Annotated in this window: 23 protein-coding genes and 1 riboswitch; of the genes, 10 read left to right on the plus strand and 13 right to left on the minus strand. The window is 50.2% G+C overall.

Annotation, left to right across the window (positions count from 1 at the left end; genetic code table 11):
- The first annotated feature begins 53 nt into the window (after positions 1-53).
- Both CW734_RS04915 and CW734_RS04920 read left to right on the plus strand, forming a co-directional pair.
- Complete coding sequence (locus tag CW734_RS04915) at positions 54-1,223, plus strand: M20 family metallopeptidase (RefSeq protein ID WP_101189678.1); 1,170 nt, start codon at positions 54-56, stop codon at positions 1,221-1,223.
- Between the two features lie 42 nt (positions 1,224-1,265).
- Positions 1,266-1,814, plus strand: a complete 549-nt coding sequence (locus CW734_RS04920) for a GbsR/MarR family transcriptional regulator (RefSeq protein ID WP_101189679.1) — start codon at positions 1,266-1,268, stop codon at positions 1,812-1,814.
- Between the two features lie 67 nt (positions 1,815-1,881).
- Here the strand turns inward: CW734_RS04920 and CW734_RS19570 are convergent, their stop codons facing one another.
- From CW734_RS19570 to CW734_RS04945, 7 genes are all read right to left on the minus strand, one after another.
- Positions 1,882-2,064, minus strand: coding sequence for an IS3 family transposase (locus CW734_RS19570; RefSeq protein ID WP_332871016.1), 183 nt, complete (start codon positions 2,062-2,064; stop codon positions 1,882-1,884).
- The gene (locus tag CW734_RS19575; protein ID WP_332871044.1) at positions 2,033-2,854 is read right to left on the minus strand and encodes an IS3 family transposase; all 822 of its coding nucleotides are present in this window, start codon (positions 2,852-2,854) and stop codon (positions 2,033-2,035) included. Before CW734_RS19575 ends, CW734_RS19570 begins: the two co-directional genes overlap by 32 nt.
- On the minus strand, positions 2,782-3,207 hold the full coding sequence (locus CW734_RS19580) for an HTH domain-containing protein (RefSeq protein WP_101807014.1): 426 nt from the start codon (positions 3,205-3,207) through the stop codon (positions 2,782-2,784). The genes CW734_RS19575 and CW734_RS19580 overlap by 73 nt, the downstream gene beginning before the upstream one ends.
- Before the next feature lie 133 nt (positions 3,208-3,340).
- Positions 3,341-4,438, minus strand: a complete 1,098-nt coding sequence (locus CW734_RS04930; RefSeq protein ID WP_101189680.1) for an ABC transporter ATP-binding protein — start codon at positions 4,436-4,438, stop codon at positions 3,341-3,343.
- 42 nt (positions 4,439-4,480) lie between these two features.
- Positions 4,481-5,977 carry a UDP-glucose--hexose-1-phosphate uridylyltransferase gene (gene galT / locus CW734_RS04935; protein WP_101189681.1) on the minus strand — a complete coding sequence of 499 codons (1,497 nt, stop codon included), beginning with the start codon at positions 5,975-5,977 and terminating at the stop codon, positions 4,481-4,483.
- Complete coding sequence (galE, locus tag CW734_RS04940) at positions 5,974-6,975, minus strand: UDP-glucose 4-epimerase GalE (RefSeq protein ID WP_101189682.1); 1,002 nt, start codon at positions 6,973-6,975, stop codon at positions 5,974-5,976. Before galE ends, galT begins: the two co-directional genes overlap by 4 nt.
- On the minus strand, positions 6,972-8,159 hold the full coding sequence (locus CW734_RS04945; protein ID WP_374703199.1) for a galactokinase: 1,188 nt from the start codon (positions 8,157-8,159) through the stop codon (positions 6,972-6,974). The genes galE and CW734_RS04945 overlap by 4 nt, the downstream gene beginning before the upstream one ends.
- Positions 8,160-8,263: 104 nt before the next feature.
- On the opposite strand from CW734_RS04945, the gene CW734_RS04950 reads away from it, so the two are divergent.
- Positions 8,264-9,415, plus strand: coding sequence for an ROK family transcriptional regulator (locus CW734_RS04950; RefSeq protein ID WP_101189684.1), 1,152 nt, complete (start codon positions 8,264-8,266; stop codon positions 9,413-9,415).
- Positions 9,416-9,466: 51 nt separating this feature from the next.
- On the plus strand, positions 9,467-10,513 hold the full coding sequence (locus CW734_RS04955) for an aldose epimerase family protein (protein ID WP_101189685.1): 1,047 nt from the start codon (positions 9,467-9,469) through the stop codon (positions 10,511-10,513).
- Between the two features lie 144 nt (positions 10,514-10,657).
- On the opposite strand, the gene CW734_RS04960 is transcribed toward CW734_RS04955, so the two are convergent.
- Together CW734_RS04960 and CW734_RS04965 are read right to left on the minus strand one after the other, a co-directional pair.
- A complete protein-coding gene (locus CW734_RS04960; RefSeq protein WP_101189686.1) occupies positions 10,658-11,785 on the minus strand; it encodes a 5-methyltetrahydropteroyltriglutamate--homocysteine S-methyltransferase in 1,128 nt (375 codons plus the stop codon).
- Positions 11,786-11,880: 95 nt separating this feature from the next.
- A riboswitch (SAM riboswitch) is annotated at positions 11,881-11,986 on the minus strand.
- A 237-nt stretch (positions 11,987-12,223) separates the two neighbouring features.
- Positions 12,224-12,817 carry a class I SAM-dependent methyltransferase gene (locus CW734_RS04965; RefSeq protein ID WP_101189687.1) on the minus strand — a complete coding sequence of 198 codons (594 nt, stop codon included), beginning with the start codon at positions 12,815-12,817 and terminating at the stop codon, positions 12,224-12,226.
- A 246-nt stretch (positions 12,818-13,063) separates the two neighbouring features.
- On the opposite strand from CW734_RS04965, the gene CW734_RS04970 reads away from it, so the two are divergent.
- On the plus strand, positions 13,064-14,566 hold the full coding sequence (locus tag CW734_RS04970; RefSeq protein ID WP_101189688.1) for a phytoene desaturase family protein: 1,503 nt from the start codon (positions 13,064-13,066) through the stop codon (positions 14,564-14,566).
- A 115-nt stretch (positions 14,567-14,681) separates the two neighbouring features.
- On the opposite strand, the gene CW734_RS04975 is transcribed toward CW734_RS04970, so the two are convergent.
- The 3 genes from CW734_RS04975 to CW734_RS04985 all read right to left on the minus strand — a co-directional run bounded on the left by CW734_RS04975 (position 14,682) and on the right by CW734_RS04985 (position 17,691).
- A complete protein-coding gene (locus CW734_RS04975) occupies positions 14,682-15,881 on the minus strand; it encodes a cytochrome P450 family protein (protein WP_101189689.1) in 1,200 nt (399 codons plus the stop codon).
- Positions 15,882-16,023: 142 nt separating this feature from the next.
- Entirely contained in the window at positions 16,024-16,836 is an 813-nt protein-coding gene (locus tag CW734_RS04980) for an alpha/beta fold hydrolase (RefSeq protein ID WP_157824121.1), read from the minus strand.
- Positions 16,837-16,851: 15 nt separating this feature from the next.
- On the minus strand, positions 16,852-17,691 hold the full coding sequence (locus tag CW734_RS04985; protein WP_157824122.1) for a DUF4097 family beta strand repeat-containing protein: 840 nt from the start codon (positions 17,689-17,691) through the stop codon (positions 16,852-16,854).
- Positions 17,692-17,909: 218 nt separating this feature from the next.
- On the opposite strand from CW734_RS04985, the gene CW734_RS18630 reads away from it, so the two are divergent.
- From CW734_RS18630 to CW734_RS18450, 3 genes are all read left to right on the plus strand, one after another.
- Positions 17,910-18,155: an SRPBCC family protein gene (locus CW734_RS18630; RefSeq protein ID WP_232787157.1), complete on the plus strand. Its 246-nt coding sequence runs from the start codon at positions 17,910-17,912 to the stop codon at positions 18,153-18,155.
- A 73-nt stretch (positions 18,156-18,228) separates the two neighbouring features.
- On the plus strand, positions 18,229-18,354 hold the full coding sequence (locus tag CW734_RS19370) for a hypothetical protein (protein ID WP_269801492.1): 126 nt from the start codon (positions 18,229-18,231) through the stop codon (positions 18,352-18,354).
- 221 nt (positions 18,355-18,575) lie between these two features.
- Positions 18,576-18,749, plus strand: a complete 174-nt coding sequence (locus CW734_RS18450) for a hypothetical protein (RefSeq protein WP_180956277.1) — start codon at positions 18,576-18,578, stop codon at positions 18,747-18,749.
- A gap of 113 nt (positions 18,750-18,862) precedes the next feature.
- Here the strand turns inward: CW734_RS18450 and CW734_RS19375 are convergent, their stop codons facing one another.
- The gene (locus tag CW734_RS19375) at positions 18,863-19,564 is read right to left on the minus strand and encodes a FadR/GntR family transcriptional regulator (RefSeq protein ID WP_269801493.1); all 702 of its coding nucleotides are present in this window, start codon (positions 19,562-19,564) and stop codon (positions 18,863-18,865) included.
- A 562-nt stretch (positions 19,565-20,126) separates the two neighbouring features.
- Here CW734_RS19375 and CW734_RS05000 point away from each other — a divergent pair.
- Together CW734_RS05000 and CW734_RS05005 are read left to right on the plus strand one after the other, a co-directional pair.
- Positions 20,127-21,530, plus strand: coding sequence for an FAD-binding oxidoreductase (locus CW734_RS05000; protein WP_101189692.1), 1,404 nt, complete (start codon positions 20,127-20,129; stop codon positions 21,528-21,530).
- Positions 21,527-22,522, plus strand: a complete 996-nt coding sequence (locus tag CW734_RS05005; protein WP_101189693.1) for a bile acid:sodium symporter family protein — start codon at positions 21,527-21,529, stop codon at positions 22,520-22,522. The genes CW734_RS05000 and CW734_RS05005 overlap by 4 nt, the downstream gene beginning before the upstream one ends.
- Positions 22,523-22,529: the final 7 nt, after the last annotated feature.

Raw genomic sequence — 22,529 nt, forward strand, 5'->3', positions numbered from 1 at the left:
AGGGGGCGGTAAAATGCCGCCTTTCTTTCTGTGAGACGGAAAGGAGTTTTACTTTGTTGGAAAACGCATTTGAGCAATTGGACAGTGTATATTCGGAAATGGTGGAGATTCGCAGGGACTTGCACATGCATCCTGAGCTTTCATTTAAAGAAGAACGGACGCCCGCTTTTATTGCTGGTTACTTAAAAGAACTGGGACTGGAAGTAAAGACAAAAGTCGGTGGAAATGGCGTAGTCGGTCTGTTGCGAGGTGGCAAGCCCGGCAAGACCATCGCTTTACGCGCCGATTTTGATGCGCTGCCGGTTGAAGATGAAAAAGACGTGGCCTATAAATCGAAAGTTCCGGGCGTCATGCATGCCTGTGGCCACGATATCCATACAGCCGCTTTGCTCGGGACGGCGAAAGTGTTAAGTTCCATCAAAAATCAAATTCCCGGAAATGTTGTGTTTCTACATCAGCACGCCGAAGAATTGGCGCCCGGTGGAGCAAAAGCCATGGTGGAAGATGGCTGTCTGGACGGGGTGGATGAAGTATACGGAGCTCATGTAGAAGTCAACTACCCGGTCGGCCAGGTAGCCGTGAATGATGGCTATGTACAGGCGGCTTCGGATGCTTTTGATATTACCATCAACGGCAAAGGGGGACATGCGGCAGAACCACATTGGTGCATCGATCCGCTTGTGATCGGCAGCCACTTGGTCGTCGATTTGCAGCATATTGTTAGCCGGCGCATCAACCCTCTTCAACCTGCACTTTTGACGGTTGGCGCTTTCAACAGCGGAGATGCCCATAACGTCATTCCGGATAAAGCGTATTTGAAAGGCACCGTCCGCACATACGACAAAGAGGTCCGGGTACAAATGGAAAACGAACTAAGACTGATTGTGCAAAAGACGGCGGAAAAATATGGGGCTGAAATCGACGTCGAGTATTCGAAAGGGTTTATTTCACTCTATAACCATCCCAATGAAACGCAATTCATCAAAGGGTTGGCGCAGGATATAGTCGGTGAAGAGAATGTTGTCCGTAAACCGGCCGACATGGGCGGGGAAGATTTTGCTTATTATGTGGATGCCATACCAGGGTCCTTTTTCTGGGTAGGTGGAGGAAATCCGGCAATCAACGCCGTCTATCCGCATCATCACCCGAAATTCGATGTCGACGAAAAGTCGATGCTGCTTACCGGGAAAATCTTTATCGCTGCCGTTTTCAATAGCCAGTAGTGTATGATAAGAGATACAAACATCTCAAAAGGTGGGCTTTTTATGAACGATAAATTCCTGGAAGCGAGAGAACGGATCATCGACCAGAACTCGGATAGCCAAACATTGCTCGGCATGCCGTCGACGGTGAAGAGGCTGATGTCGGTGATGTATTATTACGAAAAACCGATGACCTTGGAAGATATGATGGAGCTGCTCGGCATGAGCAAGGCAAGCATGAGCAACGCCGTGAGGGAGCTTGACGAAATCGGCCTTGTCGAAAAGGTTTGGCGAAAAGGCGAACGGAAAGACTTGTATAAAGTGGAAGAAGACAATTACGAAAGTTTTTTCAAGTTCTTTTCCTATCATTGGCGTAAAGTCATCAATCCCAAAACGGTTTCCATGAAAAAGTCCATCGACGAACTGAACCTGTTGCTTAGCAGTGAGGGCATGGATGAAGAGACAACAGCACTGATCCACAAAGACCTGGAAAAGTTGCATGATGGCTTGGCCTATTATGACTGGCTGATCCGACTCATCGGCACGTTTGAATCGCATGAAATTTTTGATCTGGTTCCGAAAGTACCTACAGAGCAGAAAATGGAAAAATAATAGAAAGCCTTCTTCCTCATTGAACTGAGCCCCATTTAGTGGACAATTTAATAAAAGCACCCAGCAGCTAGGCTGCGATCAGATGACTTCGGTATTGTGCCGGAGTCATCTTTTTTAGGTTCCATTGCTTGCGCGTTTCGTTGTAATGCGCCATGTATTCATCCACCAGCCCCTTTACTTCGGCTAGGCTGGTCGCTTGTTTAAACTCGACTTCATCTTTAAAGTGCCCAAAAACGATTCGATGGGGCATTGTCGAGACAGTTGCCCCTGCGGGACATCGACTGGGTCAATTTCATTTTCTTCACGCGTCGTTGGTATTCAGGGTGGGTATAGTGGAAGCCTTGATCGGAATGAATCATCGCTTCTGGATGGACATTTTCATCCAGCGCTTCCTTCAGCTTTTGTAAGGTGTGGTACACAATTTCCATTGTGAGCGTCGTTGTCACTTCATAGGCGACGATTTCTCGGGTCGCGACGTCTTTCACGGCAGAAAGATATGCCATTTGCCCCGAACGGTTGGGCAGGTACGTAATATCGGTCACGAACACCTTCCCGGGTTCGTCTTGTTCAAACTCGCGGTTTAAGAGGTTTGGACAGACCGCGTGCTCCTGTGTGGCTTTGGCGATTTGCTTGTAAGGATTCGCTCGTCGGATTTTGGCGAAGAGATTGAATTTGCGCATGAGGCGCAGAATCTTCTTGTGGTTCATCGGCGTTTCGAGCAGTTCAGCGAGTGCCATATAAAAGGTGCGATACCCGACTTTCCCACGATGCGCATCGTAGATGCTTTTAAGCAACAGGTAATCTTCATAGTCCTGTTCTTCGCGAATGGCGTGCTGTTCCACTTTCTCCAACCAAGCGTAATAGCCACTTCGACTGATGCCCGCTGTCTGGCATAGGGCCTCCACCAAATTCTTCAGTTGGCATTTCCGGACCACCGCATTGATCGCTTCTAACTTTTCCGCTGGGGTCAGCTGCGTTTCTTCGCCTGCCTCTCGAGTGCTTCGAGCTTTTTTAGCAACTCGTTTTCGGCTTCCAGGTATTTGATGCGCGCTTCCGCCTTCTCCAACTTTTTCTCGGCAGAGAGCTCTTGAGTAGAAGGGCGGCCGGTACTGCCTTTTCCACGGCGTTCTTCCCAAAACCCTTCTTCGCCGTAAAGTCGGAACGTTTTCCGCCAACGTTTTAATGTCTCTTTCGGTTTGTCCGATCCAATTACCGTCAGGTCAAAACCGTTTTCGGCAAAAATTTGCGCTGGTCCTTTGCCTTGCAAGTTTTCATTGACGGCTTTCACCTTAAATTCAGGTGTGTATTGAATCGTTCGATCCGAAACCGTTTTGACATTCGGATTCGCTTCCAATGTGCGCCGTTGATGTTCGTTAAAAATGATTTTACTCATAACAACCTCTCCCGTTCCAGTAGATATGTTCAGTATACCGGGGTCTGAAAACAGAAAAAACCCCAAATGGGGGGCACTTTTTAAAGTGTCTACCATTTGGGGTTCAGTTCAAACACTCTGGCCGGGTTTCCTTTTATTTAATACGCAATTCCGATTCGCTATCGAAGAAATGGGCTTTATTCATATCGAAGGCCATGTCGATCGTCTGGCCGGATTCTACATTGAAGCGGGCATCGACGCGTGCGACGAAATCCTGTTCGTTCACATTCGAATAAAGAATGATTTCCGAGCCCATCAATTCCGCCACTTCTACATAAGCTTTCACTTTTGTATGCGGTGAATGGTCGAGGAACAAAGGTTCATCGTGGATGTCTTCCGGACGAATGCCGAGAACGATTTCCTTATCTTTATAGCCTTGGTCGCGCAGTGTCGCAAGCTTGCCTTCAGGGACGAGCACTTTGACATCGCCCATGACGAACGAATCGCCAACGATTTTCCCGCGCAGGAAGTTCATGGACGGCGAACCGATGAAACCGCCGACAAACATATTGTCCGGCTTGTCGTATACTTCTTTTGGTGAGCCGACTTGCTGGATAAAGCCATCTTTCATGACAACAAGGCGTGTCGCCATCGTCATCGCTTCTGTCTGGTCGTGCGTGACATAAATAGTCGTCGTCTGCAGGCGGCGATGCAGCTTTTGGATCTCGGTGCGCATCTGTACGCGCAGTTTGGCATCCAAGTTGGACAATGGCTCATCCATCAAGAACACTTCTGCATCGCGCACGATGGCACGCCCGAGAGCGACACGCTGACGTTGTCCGCCTGAGAGCGCTTTCGGTTTGCGGTCCAGATAAGCATCAAGGCCGAGAATGCTGGAAGCGTTGGCCACGCGTGACTTGATTTCATCTTTCTTCATTTTACGCAGTTTCAAGCTGAACGCCATATTGTCGTAAACGCTCATATGCGGATACAATGCATAGTTCTGGAACACCATGGCGATGTCGCGGTCTTTCGGTGAAACGTCGTTGACGCGTCTTTCGCCGATGTACAAATCGCCGTCTGTGATTTCTTCCAAGCCTGCGATCATGCGCAAAGTAGTGGACTTGCCGCAGCCTGAAGGCCCGACGAGTACTAGAAACTCTTTATCGCGGATTTCCAAATTGAAGTCCTGAACAGATACGACCCCTTTTTCGTATTCTTTTCGTATATTCGTTAAAGTTAAGCCTGCCATCTAAATCCCTCCCGTGTATGTAAGTGCTTTGTGTAATCGTTGTTAAATGGTTTTTGCTGTTTGTTCGTTGACGGCGTGGATAAATCGTTTGAATGCTTGTTGTTCTTTCAGCACACCGGCGTCTTCGAGGATACGTACGAATTTCTTGCCCAGTTCTTCCCGCACGAGCGCTTCGGCATGTTCGTGGCTCGCGATGGGGCCGTATTGCGCTTTCAATTGCTCCGCCCAATCGAGGTGAGCGGGTTCTACGTGGTTTGATTTGCCGAGCAGGAATTCCTGGATTTGTTCCAGTTCCTGTTTCAAGCGCGGCGGCAGGACAGCGAGCCCCATCACTTCGATCAAGCCGATATTCTCTTTTTTGATGTGATGGACATCTGCATGCGGATGGAAGATCCCGGCAGGATGCTGCTGTGTCGTGCGGTTGTTTCTCAATACCAAATCGATTTCGAATAGACCGTCGCGTTTTCTGGCAATCGGCGTGATCGTATTATGCGGCGTATCCCCACTAAAGGCAAGGACATCTGCCGCTTCGTCCGAATACTGCTTCCAAATTTGCAAAATCTCATCTGCGGCATTCACCAGCTCATCAATATGACCGCTTTTCAAGCGGATGACCGACATCGGCCAGTTGACGACAGATGCCCGTAGGCCTGGGAATGAATCCAAGCGGAACGTAAACGCATCTTCAGCGCGGGTCATGGCGAATTCGTAACGGCCCGCCTGGTAATGGTCATGGCTCAGGATGGATCCGCCGACGATCGGCAAATCGGCATTCGAACCGACAAAGTAATGAGGGAATTGTTCGGTAAATCTCAGCAATCGTTCAAAGCCGCCGCGGTCGATTTTCATGTCGCGGTGTTCTTCGGAAAGAAGGATGCTATGTTCATTATAATAGAAGTACGGTGAATACTGAAAGTACCAATTTTCCCCGGTGAGCGGAATTTTGACGACGCGATGGTTGGCGCGTGCCGGATAGCCGATTCGCCCCACGTAGCCTTCGTTTTCCTTGCACAATAAACATTTCGGGTAGCTGAGCGTTTGCTTCATTTCGCGTTCACGTTTGATCTGTTCCGGGTCTTTTTCAGGTTTGGACAAATTGATCGTAATGTCCATCTTGCCGTAAGGGCTGTCGTGTTGATAGGAAATGTTTTTTCGGATCCGGTTCATTTGAATGTAATTGCTGTTTTGGCTCAGTTCGTAAAAATAATCGGTCGCAGCGATTGGCGATTCAGCGTATTTTTCGTTGAATGCGGCGTTGATGGCAGATGGCCTGGCGACGAAGCAGTTCATGATATTCGCCGACAGCATTTCCTTGTCGTCCAATAAGTCCTCAATCACGCCATTTTCAACTGCGTAGTCGTTGAGCGCTTCCAATAGATTTGGAATGGTGTCGTCTCTTGGTTCGACAGCTTCTTCCGGGAAAGCGTCCAATTGAAGCAAGTGCATCGCTTGGTTGCGGGCGTAATCGATATCGTCTTTTTCAATCAATCCAGTGGCCAAGGCTTTTTGAATAAGTCCAGCAAGGGTGTGGTGGATCATATATTGACCTCTTCTCCGTAGCCTGCAGGATGGGAGGAATGCCAATTCCAGGCATCTTCAATGATTTTCGTCACTGAAGTATGGCTTGGGTGCCAGCCGAGAATGCGTGTCGCTTTTTCGGTGCTGGCGACCAGAATGCTTGGATCGCCTGCACGGCGCGGCCCGATTTTGACAGGGATTTCTTTGCCGGTGACAGAGCGCGCAGCGGAAATCATTTCATTGACCGAAAATCCTTGGCTGCTGCCGAGGTTGAAGACATCATTTTCTCCGCCGTTCCGTAAGTAGTCGAGTGCCAACAAGTGGGCATTGACCAGGTCTTCGATATGGACGTAGTCGCGGATGCACGTGCCGTCCGGTGTGTCGTAATCGTCGCCGAAAACAGTGATTTCCTCCCGCTGCCCGAGAGCTGCCTGCAAAATGATCGGAACGAGATGGGATTCAGGACGGTGATCTTCTCCGATTTCGCCAGTCGCCCGTGCGCCCGCTACATTGAAATAGCGCAAGGAAACGAATTTCAAATCGTGTGCCACAGACGTCCACTTCATCATTTTTTCCATCGTCAGCTTGGTTTCGCCGTATGTGTTAGTCGGCTGCGTCGGCATCGCTTCGGTGATCGGCACGGTTTCCGGCTCTCCGTAAGTTGCGGCTGTCGAAGAAAAGACGATGTTCTTAACGCCGTGTTTCGTCATGGCCTGCAGCAAGACCTGCGTGCCGTAGACGTTATTGTCAAAGTACTTTAACGGATTTTCCATTGATTCGCCGACCAATGAATTGGCGGCAAAATGAAGAACTTCGTCGATCGACTCGTTTTCGAATACGGTATCGAGGAAGTCCGCGTCCCGGATATCGCCTTCGTAAAAAACCGCTTCCGGGTGGACCGCTTGCCGGTGCCCGTTCTCCAAATTGTCGACGACCACGACCTGCATGCCTTGGTCGATCAATTGATAAACCGCGTGAGAACCGATATAGCCGGCTCCGCCTAATACCAATACACTCATAATTGCCACTCCTCTACTAGCTCTTTTGCGCCGTCCGAAATTTTCGTTTCGTAAAACGATGGGGGATAGCCGAAATCTTCGCTATAGACTGTTGTCAGTGTTTTTTTGAAATTGTCGATCTGTACTCGCTCGACGATCGCAATCGCACAGCCGCCGAATCCTGCCCCGGTCATCCGCGCGCCGATGACACCCGGATGGTTCCAGGCCGTTTCTGCGATTTTATCGAGTTCTGCGCCGGTGACTTCGTAATCGTCACGAAGCGAGACGTGGGACGCGTTCATCAGTTTTCCGAACGCTTCGAGATGACCTTGCTCGAGTTCGCTGAGCGCACGCACGGTCCGTTCATTTTCGTAGACGGCGTGCTTGGCGCGTTTGCGGTTGATGTCGTTTGTGATCAACTGCTTATGCTGCTCGAATTGTTCGCCGGTCAACTCGCCGAGGCTATCGATTGGCAATTCTGTCCGCAAATCCATCAAAGCCTGTTCGCATTCGCTGCGGCGTTCGTTGTATTTGGAGCCGGCGAGCGTCCGTTGTTTATTGGAATTGATGATGACGATCTCATAGCCATTCAATTCGACCGGTGCGTAACTGAATTGCAGTGTTTGGCAATCGAGCAGCATCGCGTGGTCTTTTTTGCCTTTGCCGATGGCGAATTGGTCCATGATGCCGCTGTTGACGCCCAAGTAAACGTTTTCAACTTTCTGCCCCAAGCGGATCATTTGCAGCCGATCGATCTCCAACTCGAATAGCTCTTCTAGCACAACGCCCGTCGCCATTTCGATGGAAGCGGAAGAGGAGAGGCCAGCGCCGTTTGGAATGTCGCCATAAAATAGGATATCCATCCCCGAGGAAATCGTGAAACCGTGTTCGATGAAGATGTGAATCATGCCTTTCGGAAAGTTCGCCCAGTCGTGATCGGGATTGAACGTTAAATCACTAAGTGTGCACTCGATGATGCCAGCATCCGGAAAGTTCATTGAATAAAAACGCAATGTTTGGTCAGTGCGCTTGCGGGCGATCGCGTAAGTGCCGAGTGAGATGGCCGCCGGGAACACGTGGCCGCCGTTGTAATCGGTATGTTCACCGATCAAATTAATGCGGCCGGGTGCGAAGAATGATCGCGGTGTGTCAGTGGTCTGAAAGATATCCTGGTAGTTTTGCAACAAGTCTGGCTGTGTCATCATGTCCCTCCAATACTTTGTAAATTAATTTAATTAACATAAGTATATGGTATTTTGTTAAACTATTCAATAAAGAAACTGAAAACTTTAAAAACGGAGGAATCAGCATGCGCCAAGGCAGCTTTCAGTGGATGAAATCGATGAACAAATCGATCATCCTCAATAAAATCAGAACGCAAGGGCCGATCTCCAGGGCGCAGATTGCGCGCGAGACCAACTTGACACGCCCGACCGTGAGCAGCAATGTCAAAGAACTGATCGACCAGAACATTGTCGAAGAAAGCGATGTCGGCCAATCGCAAGTCGGCCGCAAACCGACCATGCTGGTCATCAATCACGGCGCTTTCTGCATTCTTGGAGTGGATGCCGGCCCGGATACCATCAAGTGCGTCGTTTCGGATCTTTCCGGAAAAGTTCTTGAGAGAGCCGAAACGCAATTACAATTGCCAATCGATAATGGAGGATTTCTTCATGCCTTGAAAAACTCGATTCAGGAATGCCTGGTGAAAACGTCAGGCAAAGATGTCATCGGCATCGGTGTGGCCATGCACGGGGTGGTGGATGTCGAGACCGGCGTGTCACTGGTCGCACCGAATTTAGGGCTTACCGATATTCCGATCAAAGAAGAGCTTGAGAACACTTTCGGCCTGGAAGTGAAAGTGGAAAATGATGCACGCGCCATGGCGCTTGGGGAATTCTGGTTCGGCGATCATGGCGAACTTGAGAGCATGCTCGCGGTCAATATCGGGCGCGGTGTGGGGGCGGGGTTGATCATCGACGGAAAGCTGTACCACGGCTCCTCCGATATCGCCGGTGAAATCGGGCATATGACGATCGATCTGCACGGGCAGGTGTGTGAATGCGGCAACCGCGGCTGCTTGCAAACCTTTGTCGCCGGACCGGCCATTTCGCGGAAAATCAACGAACAGCTAGCGGAATCTTTGACTGCGGAGCAAGTCTTTGAACGGGCATTAGGCGGTGATGAAGCATGCATCGAAGTGCTGTCACAAGCCGGCAGCGCTCTAGGTGTCGGGCTGACCAATCTGATCCATATAGTCAATCCCGAAAAAATCATTCTCGGAGGCGGTGTTTCCAAAGCACAGCAATTTCTACTCCCGGCGATCCGTGAAACGATTCGCGCGTCTGCATTGACGCAATCGGCAAGCCAGACAAAAGTGGAGATTACCAAGCTTGGCGACGACGCCACGTTAATCGGCGCAGTGACGCTGCTATTGGTGGACGTTTTTGAACTGACATAAAGTGAATGAGTCGTTTGAGATGATAAGAAGATTGGAAGGGAGATAAACAAAATGGCAATTACGAAAAAAGCATTCGGCCAGATCAACGGCCAAGATATCACGCGCTATACATTGACGAATAACAAGGGCTTTCAGGTATCCTGTCTCGACTACGGCTGCATCATTACGGAAATCCTGGCACCAGACCGAGATGGCTTGCTGGAGAATGTCGTGCTAGGCTTCGATACATTGGAAGAATACGGAAGTAATACGCATTATTTCGGCGCTATTGTCGGCCGTTTTGCCGGGCGCATTCAAAAAGGCGCTTTTACAATAGAAGGAACGGATTATCAGCTCGCCCAGAATTCCAACGGCCAGCATTTGCACGGCGGCCCCGGCGGCTTTCACTCAGCCGTCTGGAAAGCGGAATTGATCGAGAATGAACATGAATCAATTGTGGAATTCACCCATTTCAGCCCGGACGGGGACGAAGGGTTTCCCGGCAACTTGACGATGACGGTCCGCTACATAGTGAAAAACGATGACAATCAACTGGCGATTTCCTATTCCACAAACTCCGACAAGACGACCTTGCTGAATGTCACCAACCATTCCTATTTCAATTTGAGCGGCGATTTCAAGCGGACGATTGTGGAACATCAACTGACCATCCCAAGCAGCCAATACGCGGAGTTAAACGGCGACATGCTGCCGACGGGTACACTGGTACCGGTAGAGGAAGATCCGCTGTTTGATTTCCGCAAGGGCAGAACCATCCGCGAAGGGACAGACTCTTTGCATCCTCAAATCGAACTGGTCGGCGGCGGCTATGACCATCCGTTCCTATTGGATAAAGAAGCCCAGCCTGTGATCGAGCTTAAAGACGAGGCAAGCGGGCGCAGTTTGCAGGTTGAAACAACAGAGCCGGCAGTCGTCTTGTACACCGCCAACCATATCGGCGGCCCGTATTCATTCAAAGGCGTGGCGGCTCAAAATCAACTTGGGCTGTGCCTCGAGACGCAAGGCATGCCGGATTCCATCTATCATCCGCATTTCCCGTCAGCGATTTTGAAGGCAGGGGAGGAGTTTGAGTCGCGGACGGTGTACCGTTTTGTGTAGTAGTGAGTGCTGTCCCTGTGCAGCACACAATTCGAGTAGCCGAAACCGCGGTGTGAGTGGCTTCGGACAGGAGATTGTCCCTGTGCACCACACAATTATTCCAAATAAAAAGGCAAGCGCAAATTTGCGCTTGCCTTTTGTCGTTTACTCTCCGAAGATCTCTTCAGAAACTTCCACGATGTACCGCAGTTTGTCCCATTGCTGTTCTTCGGTGAGGATATTGCCGTGGTGAGTCGAAGCGAATCCGCATTGCGGGCTGATGCATAGCTGCTCGAGCGGCACATGTTCTGCGGCTTCTGCGACGCGTGCTTTGATCGCTTCTTTGTCTTCAAGTTCACCATTTTTTGAAGTGAAGACGCCGAGCACAACTCTTGGTCCACCGTTTGGAATGTACTCAAGTGGCTGGAAGCTGCCGGAGCGGTCGTCGTCGTATTCAAGGAAGAAGCCGTCGACTTTTTCTTTGGCGAACAAAGTCGGCGCGATCAATGCGTAGCTGCCTTCAAATGCCCAGTCGGATTGATAATTGCCGCGACACAGGTGAGTCGTCACAGCGAGGTCTTCCGGCTTGCCTTCCAGCACGCCGTTTGCGACACGAAGCGCCAAGTCGATCAAATACTCGCGATTGTATTTTCCATCGTTGAACGGAATGTCCGGAGATGACAAGCCAGCGATATAGACATCGTCGATTTGGATATAGCGCGCGCCGGCATCATAAAATGCCTGGAAAGCGTCGCGGTAAGTTTGAATGACGTCTTTCGCGTAGTCTTCCAAGTCCGGATAGATGGCTTCATCGCGGATGCCTTGGTTGAAAAATTGGTTCGGGCTTGGAATCGTCAATTTCGGCACAGCGCGGCCGCCGACGATTTCCTTGAATTCAATGAAATCACTGAGAAATGGATGGTTTTCATTAAAAGAAATCTTGCCGATATTGCGCACGTCATAAGCTTCCGTTTCGACGTTTTTGAACTGATAGCCTTTTTCCGGCGTGTAACCTTCGAAGCCATTGATATGCGCCATGAAATCAGTATGCCAGAACGTGCGGCGGAATTCGCCGTCCGTCACTGCTTTGAAACCGACTTCGATTTGCTTGTCGACGATGCGCTTGATTTCCGTCGTCTCGACTTCCCGCAGCTGTTCCGCTGTGATTGTGCCTTCTTTGAACTGCTTGCGCGCCTCGTGAATGCTGTCGGGGCGCAATAAGCTCCCGACGTGATCAGCCTTGAATGGGGCAGTTGTTAATTTTTGGTTTGTTTGAATAGTTGAATGGGTCATGTGAAATTCCTTCTTTCTGTTTTTAGTGTGGGTGGTGGAAATAAAAAAAACGGGCTTTCTTCGAAAAGAAGAAAGCCCGTTTTGGAAAAGCATTCTTCTTATCTTCTAGGCTTATGCCTATTGGAATTAGCACCTTGTCCTGAAATAGGGCGGTTGCTGAGACTTCACAGGGCCAAATCCCTCCGTCTCTCTTGATAAGAAATCGACTATTAAGTTAATTGCTGGTTGATGTTGTTCACATTAAACCAATCTTCGGACAATTGCAAGGAAATTGGGAATTATTTTTTTGTCCCTGTGCACCACACAATTCGAGTAGTGCCCCATGCAGGATAAGTGAATAAGAAATACCTTCAAATCAGGATCAGTAATATTCCTTCTGTATTTTCATGCCTTCAGGTAAATAGTCATAATTGTGCCGTACACAGGGACAGCTACAATTCACAACGGTTTCCGGCTCTCAATGGTCAAAAATAGTCCGCCGTAATAGGATTCCACCTTCACAATTTCCAGAGGGGAGCGATTCACCAAATCGATTGTATCGCGGTTCAAATGGCAGCCGTCGCATAGCTTTTTCCAGACGGGTGTCAAGGATTCCTGAGTTTTGCCCATGAGCGGTTGGTCCATTTTGACGTGCTCGAACATGAGGATCTGGGCGCCGGGTTTGCTGACGCGGTAGATTTCTTCGAGCGCTTTGACCGGGTCTGGAATCGTGCAGAATACTAAGGTCGCGACGACCGTATCGAAGCTGTCATCGGCAAAGGGCAGTTTTTCAGCGACTGCTTCGTACGTGCGAATCGGTGTCTTCGACTGTCGGATGCGTTTGCCGGCTTGTTTACTCATCTCCGGGTTTGGTTCGATGGCGTCGACCCGTTCGGCATTTTGATAATAGCGGAAGTTCGCACCTGTTCCGAAGCCGATTTCGAGCACGCGACCTTGCGCTTTTTGAACCAGTCCGGCGCGGATTTTTTCAAAGCGCGTCTTCTCGAGCGGCTTCATGGCCGTGTCATATATATGCGGTAAAAATCCAGCCATAGTGATCGACTCCTGTCTTGTGTATTGCATCTTTCTATACCATTCCACTTTCCCTGTCAATGTCCTGTTTATTCCTGGAATGAACGGTTTGTCTAGGATTATACAAAAACTATACAATCAGCGTTTTTAAGCTTATTATGAAGGGAATAACAAGGACAATGGCAAGGCATTAAAGAAATCTCCGTACAGGCGGTTTTAGCGTAAAAAAGAAGGATACATATTTCATTAAAAAGGGGCGGTACATATATGGGGAAAGCGAAGAAATCCGTAATCGTAATCGGAGGCGGGCTTGGGGGCTTGTCGGCGGCGATTTCATTGCAGCAAAAAGGCTATGAGGTTTCGTTATATGAAAAGAACGAGCATATCGGCGGGAAAGTGAACCGCTTAGAGCGGGACGGCTTCGGTTTTGACTTGGGCCCGTCGATTTTGACGATGCCGCATATTTTCGATCGCTTGTTCCAAAGCAGTGGCAAGAAAATGACGGATTACGTTCCGATGCAACGCTTAGAGCGTGAGTGGCGCTCATTTTTCCCGGACGGCACGGTGATCGATCTGTACCATGACCTTCATTTGATGGAGCGGGCGAACCCGGCACTGTCGAAAAAGGACATGAAGGAATACTACGCGCTGCTCAAGTACGCGAAGCGGATTTACGAAACGACCGAGCGTAGCTATTTGAAGGAAGGCTTTGAATCGCCGAAGGAGGCCGTCGCACAAAACGGCATCCTTGCGACTCTGACCGGATTCGATTTGACCTCGACGATGTACAGCGCGATTTCCAAGCGCATCAATAATCCTCATTTGCGCGACATGCTGTCGTATTACGTGAAATACGTAGGGTCTTCGCCGTATAGCGCACCCGCTGTGCTCAATATGATGATTTATATGCAACACGCACAAGGCTGCTGGTATGTGCCGGGCGGCATGCATAATCTGGCGGGCGGCATGGAGAGACTGGCGCGCGAAGAAGGCGTCCAGATCCATACCGGCATGGGCGTGATTCGTGCCTTGACGAGTGCGGAAGGCAAGATCACCGGCGTCGAACTCGAAGACGGCAGCTTCCAAACCGCTGATTATTACGTATCGAATATGGAAGTCATCCCGTTCTATCAAAAAATGGTCAAGGCGGAGCATGAGTTTGTCGATAAGCTCGAGAAGAAATACGAGCCGGCGAGTTCCGGACTCGTTTTGCATCTCGGCGTCAAGAAGACCTATCCGCAACTGAACCACCATAATTTCTTCTTCTCGGACAATTTAAAAGAGCAGATGGACAAGGTGTTCGAGCGTCATGAATTGCCCGACGACCCGACGATCTATCTCGTCAACGTCAACAAGACCGACCCGACGCAGGCGCCGGAAGGGTATGAAAATATTAAAATCCTTCCGCATATCCCGTATATCCAGGACAACCCGTTCACGCCGGAACAGTACAAGGAATTCGAAGAGCGAGTCATCAATAAGCTCGAACGCATGGGGCTCGACGGCTTGCGCGATAATATCGTCGTACGCGATGTCTGGACGCCGCATGATATCGAACGCATCTACGGTTCGGACCGCGGAGCGATTTACGGAACGGTTTCCGACAAGAACAAGAACGGCGGCTTCAAGCACAAGAAGCAAAGCGAACTATATGACAACCTGTATTTTGTCGGCGGTACGGTCAACCCGGGTGGCGGCATGCCGATGGTGACCTTGAGCGGCCAGCAAGTGAGCGATAAGATCGTCAAACGCGACAATGCAAGCAAGTAGAAGTCTTTAGTTGAAGCGTGTATTGGATTTCCTGTCTTCATAGCCTGGACTAATTACAATTCAAAAGGCGGTGCCAATGACTTCGAAAAGTCATTGGCACCGCCTTTTTGCCTAGCTATTTTCCGAGTGTCACCGGAAGTTCACGGACGCCGCGGACGATCATGCCCGGACGCCATTCGAGTTCGTTTTCTGGGACAGCAAGCGCCATGGCAGGAAAACGTTTCAATAGACCGTCGATGGCGGTATGGCCTTCCAGCCGTGCGAGGGGAGCGCCGAGGCAGAAGTGGATGCCTTTGCCGAACGCCAAATGGGCACTTTTTTCGCGGTGGATATCAAACAGTTCAGGGTTATCGAACTGCTCGGGGTCATGGTTCGCCGCGTTCAGCGCGACGATGACCAGATCGCCCCGGTGAATGGTTTTTCCGCTGAATTCGATCTCTTCCGCGGCCCATCTTGAGGTGCTGAATTCGACCGGTCCGTTCAAGCGCAGCGATTCTTCGATGGCCGGCCCGATCAGTTCAGGCTGTACGCACAATTCGTGCTGCTGTTCAGGATGCTTCAACAGCGTGAGCACGGTGTTGCCGATCAAGTTCACGGTCGTTTCGTGTCCCGCGATGATAAGCAAGGAGACCAGCCCGTACAGCTCTTTTTCCGTCAAACGGTCGCCAGCTTCTTCTGCTTCGATCAAGCGGCTGATTAAATCGTCTCCCGGTTGTTGGCGCACTTTTTGGAACCATTCGCCGAGATATTGGATAAATTCATTCATATGTTCGTAGACACTGACACCTGCTTCGCCGCTCGTGCCTTCGATCAGCGAGTTCGACCAGGTACGGAATTTGTCGCGGTCCTGTGAGGGCACGCCCAAGATCTCGCAAATGACGATGATGGGGAGCGGAAAGGCGAATTCGTCAATTAATTTGACGTTCGATTTGCCTTCGAATCCATCGAGCAATTCGTCGGTGATTTCCTGAATGCGCGGTTTCATGCCTTCAATCATTTTCGGGGTAAAGGCTTTTTGTGCGAGCCCGCGCAGCCTTTTATGGTCGGGCGGATCGGAAAATAGCATGTTTTGGGCGAATACGCTCATCTCGTCCATGCTGCCGCCGAACAGCTTCGAAAAGTCTTTGATGAAGCGCGGGTCTTTCAATACGGCTTCCGCGTCCGCGTAGCGCGTCACGAGCCAACCGAGCTGGCCATCTGGAAAACGCACCTGGTGCACGGGGTCTTCTTCGCGCAGCCGTTCGTAGGCTGGGTAAGGGTTCCTGGTGAATTCTGGGCTGAATAATTTCGTTTCGTCTTTGTCATGCAAATTCATTGAAATGCCTCCTTTTTTATCTATACCCTGAGGCGGATGGCTTTTACTCGCCTATTTTTCATATTCCTTCCTTCTCTAAAGAAATATGGAAGGCTGCTTTTTCGGTCCAGGCGATTTTCCGGCGAAATGGTTTGGCTAGTCATTAGCTTTTTTGAGCTTTATCGACAAACTGGGTGATGGCCTTTGCGACTTCTGGCGGGCCTTCCCAATACAGCATATGGCCGAGCTGCGGGAGGATGCACAGTTGGGAATTCACGATGGCAGAGGAAAGCTTTTGCTGGTCTTCTTGTGAAGCGATGGGATCTTCCTTTCCGGAAATGATAAGCGCGGGTGCTGTCACTTGGTGAAGGAAGCCAGGGAATTTTTCATTCAATGCAGCTTCACTCGTTTCTCTCCACACACGCGCGGGAACGTTTTGGATCTCATGGAACATTTTCTCCAAGAAATCGGCAGGCACCGGTTTGTTGAAAAGTCCTCCGGTAAATTTCCGGATGAACTCGGGACTGACGGGATCTGTTAAGTGCGACAAAGTGGATTCGTGAATGGCGACGATTTCCGGCTGGTTGCCGAGCTCGGAAGGGGAGCCGATTAAGATGAGCCCAACTGTCCGTTCCGGGTATTTCGCAGCGAAATTCCTGGCGGCAAATCCTCCGCTGGATGCACCTGCGATAAAGGCTTTCTCGATAGCTTTGGCATCCATGAACTGCAGCAAATCCGTTTCAAAATCTTCTGTTCGATACGACAGGCCTGGCAGATCGATGCCGTCATGCCCTCGCTGTGTATAGGCGAGGGTGCGCAATTGTTCAGGGAAACAAGCGAATAATAAGTCGAAGGTATGGCAGGAATCGGCAAGCCCGTGCAGGAAAATCAGCGGAATGCCGTGCGGGTCGCCGTGCTCGATATAGCTTAGTTCTCTTGTATCCGCCAAGCGCAGTGTCGCTCGTTTCAAAGGCATGTTCATCCATTCCTTTCATTCGACAGCAATGCTGCCATTATTTGAAGCGAGCTGGATGAGCACCTCGCCGCTGCCGAACACGGTCTCTTCATTTTCGCGCCCGTATACATCGATGCTGCCATTGTCGACGCGCGCTTCGATGCGGGCATTCACCGGTTCGCTGGCAGTGCGGATTTCGATTTGCCCATTATCCGTAGCGAAATCGACAGGGAAATCAAGCGTCTCTGTGTCCAGTTCTATGCGTCCGTTATTCGCTTGTGCTTCCAGTTCGCCTGAAACGTCACTGAACAGGATGCGTCCATTGGATGAGCGGACGCTAATGACGGCTTCCATGTCTTTCAGTTCAACCGGTCCGTTGTCTGTTTCGACCTCAACCGTATCGCTGTCGACTGCCTCCAAAGCGATGCGCCCATTGTCTGCTTCAAGAAACAACTCAACAGCAGTGATCTCGCTCACTTCGATGCTGCCGTTATCGCTATCGGCCGACAAGGAATCAAGCCCGCTCGCAGGCACGTAAACTTGCAGCGTATAGGAGCGGTTAAAGTCGAAATTGAAGAACGGGGAGCGGTCTTCGACTTCGATTGCCAAGCGGCCGCCTTCAACTTCTGTGTTTAAGGTGAAATCATCGTCATTGCCGGACATGACGATTCGGACCGTTTCATCTTCACTTGGCATAATGGCTACCCGGGAATTTTCAACGGTAATTTCCACTGCCTCAATATTTTCATCGAAGCTTTGTTCCTCGAGCACGTCTTGCTGCGCCGGGTCTGAATTGTAGACGGCATATAAGACGATGCCGACACCGACCAAGAACAGGCTTACGATGATGATCAAAATTTTCAAGAAAGTTCCCATGAAATCATCTCCTTTCATTTTTAAATATCCGTAGCTTGGTAACGGAGAGCCGTGTTTCTTCATCACGGATTTGGCTAAGTATCATCATTTTACTATAAATATCAGAAAAGTCAGTTTATTTAATTGAAATCATGCTATATTAATACCTATAGAGAGGTTGTGAAAAAGAGATCCGACGCTGGTTGGATCTTAAATGTGAGGCAGGGGAGGATGCTGATATGTGGAGGGTAACGAACACGGTTTTCATTGACCGGCGAGCAAAGGAAGTCCATCACTTCGCAACCAATCCGAAACTCTGGTATCAGTGGTATGCCGGATTGTCCGAAGCGGAAAATCTGATTGGCACAGGGAAAAAAGGGACGAGCATGAATTTGAAGTATTACTTTTTCGGGAGAAGCTTGGCTTTGCATGTACTGGTTGTGGAAAATGCGGCTGTAAAGACGGCTATATATGGCGCTGCCTAATTAGCGGCGCATTTGGTGGCACTCAGACCTGGCGCTATCTTTCGAAAGACGGGGCACTGAGATTCAATTCGAAATGGAATACGAACTCCCAGGCAGCATATTCGGGAAATTGGCCAATACGATTTACATCAAGAAGCTCATGTACAACTCGGTTGAACAGACTTTGCAAAACTTAAAGGATATCAGTGAAAGTGAGTAGCGGGTTCGGCAGGCGCGAAAATAAGAGGGGTGATTAATGGCTTGCTTTTAGGGAGTGGAAAAATGGAGCAAAGTCAAAAACGCGATTATTCCACCTTTCAGTTTGCAAGACCGGGCTTTTGTCATGGGAGAGCCGGCTATCTTAGACATTGAACTACAAAAGGGTTATGCTGTGCACAGTTAAGCTGGTAGAAAATCAGCTGAAATGGGAGGGTGATCGACATGGCATTTTTGGACAAGCTGAACGCGATGAAAGACAAGGCGATCGAAAAAGGCAAAACCCATTGGGACGAAAATAAAGATGATTACAAAGAAAAAGCGACTGACTATAAAGAGAGAGCCATGACCATGAAAGAAGATGTGGAGCACAAATTGAAAGAGAGAAAAGGGAAATAGTAAGAGGCGCACTCTTTCGATAGAGTGCATTTTTCAGATACTTTGCTTTCTGGATTGAAAAACGCGTGGAGAAACGAATCCGTTTCTCCACGCGTTTTTTGTTTTATGCGAATTCATGTCGAACGATACAATTCCGAACGGATGCGAGAGATATGCTCGCTCATCAATTGCTTGGCCAATTCGCTATTGCCGCTTTCAATCGCCAAATAGATTTCTTCATGTTCATTGTACGTATCCTGATGGCGCTCAACATCGGTGAAGCGGTGGCGACGCGTGGCGCGGATATTTTCTTCCAGCCGCTTCGCAAGTGTTTCCATCAAGTCGATCAATAATTGGTTTTTGGTGGCATTGGCGACTTGCAGATGGAAATCCACGTCAGCCTGGACGCCGAGTTCGGGATCGTTCGCTGCCAAAGCCATGTGCCCGAGCACTTCGCGGATCGCCAGCAAGTTCCCAGGTGTCGCCCGCTGCGCTGCGAGCGAGGCGGCTTCGACTTCGAAAGCGCGCCTGAGTTCGAGCATGTCGTCGATGTATTGGATCTCCGCCGCATCGATGCGGGTGCCGAGTTCATTTCCGAGCATATCGTGCTTCGTCTCAGAGAGAAAACTGCCGCCGCCTTGCCGGATTTCAAGAAAGCCTTTGCTTTCCAGGCCTTTCAACGCTTCGCGGACGGAATTGCGGCTGACGCCAAACAAACTCGCCAAATCCCGCTCGGAAGGGAGACGGCCGCCAGGAGGCAAATTGTTCTCCAAGCACAGCGTTTGGATCTGTTCGACGACTAATTCATAGGTGCGTTTTTTCGGATTCAATAACACGGAACTCTCTCCCTGCTGACTTGTTTTTTGCGTTCTCTTTTCATCATACCGAAAGAAATGCAAAATGTCTGAAAATACACATTGTACTTTTCAGATTATTATGTATAATTGGTTTAATTGGTAGGGCCAATTTTCGGAGGTATGAAGATGTATCGGTGTGTATGCATGCTGTTGTAAGACTTTTGGTAAGGCATCGCAATCGATATTCCACAAAACAGCTAGCTTTCCTGGGGGCTCGCGCTGAACTAATTCGGGCTAGGCGCCCGAATGGATTTCAGCACTTCGTCGAAACGGAGTTGGAAAGCCCCCTCCGTTTCTGCTCCCCAAGGAGTCTGCGCTGTTTTGCTCCATATCTAATAATTAGTATTTATTAAGAGTGGAAGGCGGTGACTCCTGCGGGAATAGCATGAGTCTTGAGACCCCGCAGGAAGCGTAGCGACCGAGGAGGCTCAAGCCATGCCCGCGGAAAGCGTCCGCCTGAAACGATCCAATAAGCTTTTCCCTATTATAATTTTGAAATTAAGTTTAAATAGTGTGAATAACCACAAAGGAGCGAAATGAAATGGCAATTCCTCATCAGGAGAAAATCCTGCACAATTTGGCAGAGTTTCTTACAAGCGAACAAATCAGCGTCAACGAGACGATCAAGGAACTGCACGGCAGGGATGAATCCTATCATGCCATGCAATTGCCGGACATCGTTGTGTTTCCGGAAACGGCGGAGCAAGTATCGAAAATCATGAAGCTGTCCCAGCAATACGCGATTCCCATCGTGCCATTCGGCCTCGGATCGAGTCTTGAAGGCCATGTCATCCCTGAGCAGGGCGGCATCACCGTCGATTTTTCCTTGATGAATAAAGTGCTGAATGTCGATGCGGAAGATTTCCTCGTCACGGTCCAGCCGGGTGTCACACGGACGCAATTGAATAAGGAATTGAAGAAATACGGATTGTTTTTCACCGTCGACCCTGGAGCGGACGCGACGCTTGGCGGCATGGCAGCGACCAATGCGAGCGGCACGACTTCCGTTAAATACGGCGTCATGCGTGACCAGGTGCGCGACCTTGAAGTGGTCATGGCGGACGGCACCATTATCCATACCGGCAATAAAGCAGCAAAATCGTCTTCCGGGCTTCATTTGAACGGTTTGTTCGTCGGCTCTGAAGGGACGCTCGGCTGTTTTACGGAAATGACCTTGAAAGTGTACGGCATCCCCGAATTCGTTACGGCGGCTCGCGCTTCATTCCCGAGTGTAAAAGATGCGGTCGAAGCGGTCGTCTCGATCTTGCAAGCGGGTATTCCGATCGCCCGTGTGGAACTTGTCGACGAGCAGTCGATGAGGCAAGTGAATGAATACAATGATACCGCTTACCTGGAAAAGCCAACTTTGTTTCTGGAGTTCCATGGCAATGAAGCAGGACTCAAGCAAGACGTGGAGTTTATGGAAGAAATCGTCCAGGGGCATGCGTGCGAAGAAATCGCTTTTGAGACCGATACCGCGGCGCGCAATCAATTATGGGAAGCGCGCCATACTTTGGCCTATGCCTATATCCACGGCTATCCCGGCAAAAAGATGATGGTCACCGATGTCTGCTTACCGATTTCAGAACTCGCAGGCGCAGTCGGCCATGCACGGGAAAACTTGCAAGCGCTCGGGCTTCCGGGCGGCATCGTCGGCCATGTCGGCGACGGCAATTTCCATGCGCTCATCATGATGAATATGGAAGACCCTGAAGAAGTGGCGCGTGCGCAGGAGTTTAACGGGCGCATCGTCGAGTACGCGCTCGAGCGCGGCGGTACGTGTACAGGCGAACACGGCGTCGGGCTTGGCAAACAGAAATACCAACAGCAAGAACACGGAGCGGCACTTGAGGTCATGGAGAAAATCAAACGGGCGCTGGACCCAAACAATCTATTGAATCCCGGCAAAAACATTAACGTGGAGACAAAGGAGACGATTAAATGAAAGTATTGCAATCATTAAGTGCCATCGCTGGAAAGTATTTTGCTGTGTGGGTCATCCTGGCCGCCTTGCTGGCGTTTTTCCTGCCTGAAGCCTTCGTCGGATTCGGTGCCTATATCACGATTCTGCTCGGTGTCGTCATGTTCGGGATGGGCTTAACGCTCAAGCCGGTGGATTTTAAAATCATCGCCAAAAGCCCGCTGCCGGTATTCGTCGGGGTAGCAGCGCAGTTTCTCGTCATGCCGCTTGCGGCCTTTGCCATCGCGTATGTCTTGAATCTGCCTCCTGAGCTTGCGGCAGGCCTCGTGCTTCTCGGCTGTGTGCCGGGCGGGACGGCATCGAACGTCATGGTCTATCTGGCAAAAGGCAATTTGGCCTTATCAGTCGCGATGACTTCCTTGTCGACTTTGATGGCGCCGATCATGACGCCGCTGCTTTTGCTATTGCTTGCAGGGCAATGGCTGCCGGTCGACCCTGTCTCGATGTTCACATCCATCATCCAAGTGATCATCCTGCCGATCGCACTCGGGATCTTAATCCAGCGCATCTTCCCGGCGGCGGTCGCAAAAAGCATCTCGGTCGTGCCGCTCATTTCGGTGGCAGCGATTCTCATCATCGTCTCCGCCGTTACTGCGGCCAATGCGCAAAACGTCATCAGCTCAGGATTCATCGTCTTCCTTGCGGTGTTCTTGCATAACGGATTCGGTTTGATGCTCGGTTACGTGATCGCGATGCTCATGGGCCTCAGCGAAACGGACCGCCGTGCGATTTCACTTGAAGTCGGCATGCAGAACTCAGGCCTCGGTGTTGCCTTGGCCACCGCCCACTTTAGCCCGCTCGCTGCGCTGCCAAGCGTATGGGGCGCAATCTGGCACAATATTTCCGGACCGATTTTGGCGACGATTTGGTCGAAAAAACCAGCCACTGCACCGGATAAACAAAACCCGGAACTGGCCTCGCGAGTCAAACCGGCGGTAGATTCCGGATCCAAATAAGTGAATG

The sequence above is a fragment of the Planococcus sp. MB-3u-03 genome, assembly GCF_002833405.1.
Lineage (GTDB): Bacteria > Bacillota > Bacilli > Bacillales_A > Planococcaceae > Planococcus.

Excerpts from the sequence above, each read along its gene's own strand:
- CW734_RS04960 (WP_101189686.1), bottom strand. The coding sequence starts at position 11,785 with ATGACCCATTCAACTATTCAAACAAACCAAAAATTAACAACTGCCCCA.
- CW734_RS19570 (WP_332871016.1), bottom strand. The coding sequence starts at position 2,064 with ATGCCCCATCGAATCGTTTTTGGGCACTTTAAAGATGAAGTCGAGTTT.
- CW734_RS04930 (WP_101189680.1), bottom strand. The coding sequence starts at position 4,438 with ATGGCAGGCTTAACTTTAACGAATATACGAAAAGAATACGAAAAAGGG.
- CW734_RS04980 (WP_157824121.1), bottom strand. The coding sequence starts at position 16,836 with ATGCCTTTGAAACGAGCGACACTGCGCTTGGCGGATACAAGAGAACTA.
- CW734_RS19580 (WP_101807014.1), bottom strand. The coding sequence starts at position 3,207 with ATGAGTAAAATCATTTTTAACGAACATCAACGGCGCACATTGGAAGCG.
- CW734_RS04975 (WP_101189689.1), bottom strand. The coding sequence starts at position 15,881 with ATGAATTTGCATGACAAAGACGAAACGAAATTATTCAGCCCAGAATTC.
- CW734_RS04920 (WP_101189679.1), top strand. The coding sequence starts at position 1,266 with ATGAACGATAAATTCCTGGAAGCGAGAGAACGGATCATCGACCAGAAC.
- galT (WP_101189681.1), bottom strand. The coding sequence starts at position 5,977 with ATGATCCACCACACCCTTGCTGGACTTATTCAAAAAGCCTTGGCCACT.
- CW734_RS05000 (WP_101189692.1), top strand. The coding sequence starts at position 20,127 with ATGGCAATTCCTCATCAGGAGAAAATCCTGCACAATTTGGCAGAGTTT.
- CW734_RS04965 (WP_101189687.1), bottom strand. The coding sequence starts at position 12,817 with ATGGCTGGATTTTTACCGCATATATATGACACGGCCATGAAGCCGCTC.
- CW734_RS04945 (WP_374703199.1), bottom strand. The coding sequence starts at position 8,159 with ATGATGACACAGCCAGACTTGTTGCAAAACTACCAGGATATCTTTCAG.
- CW734_RS19370 (WP_269801492.1), top strand. The coding sequence starts at position 18,229 with ATGGAATACGAACTCCCAGGCAGCATATTCGGGAAATTGGCCAATACG.
- CW734_RS04970 (WP_101189688.1), top strand. The coding sequence starts at position 13,064 with ATGGGGAAAGCGAAGAAATCCGTAATCGTAATCGGAGGCGGGCTTGGG.
- galE (WP_101189682.1), bottom strand. The coding sequence starts at position 6,975 with ATGAGTGTATTGGTATTAGGCGGAGCCGGCTATATCGGTTCTCACGCG.
- CW734_RS18450 (WP_180956277.1), top strand. The coding sequence starts at position 18,576 with ATGGCATTTTTGGACAAGCTGAACGCGATGAAAGACAAGGCGATCGAA.
- CW734_RS04950 (WP_101189684.1), top strand. The coding sequence starts at position 8,264 with ATGCGCCAAGGCAGCTTTCAGTGGATGAAATCGATGAACAAATCGATC.
- CW734_RS04985 (WP_157824122.1), bottom strand. The coding sequence starts at position 17,691 with ATGGGAACTTTCTTGAAAATTTTGATCATCATCGTAAGCCTGTTCTTG.
- CW734_RS18630 (WP_232787157.1), top strand. The coding sequence starts at position 17,910 with ATGTGGAGGGTAACGAACACGGTTTTCATTGACCGGCGAGCAAAGGAA.
- CW734_RS04955 (WP_101189685.1), top strand. The coding sequence starts at position 9,467 with ATGGCAATTACGAAAAAAGCATTCGGCCAGATCAACGGCCAAGATATC.
- CW734_RS05005 (WP_101189693.1), top strand. The coding sequence starts at position 21,527 with ATGAAAGTATTGCAATCATTAAGTGCCATCGCTGGAAAGTATTTTGCT.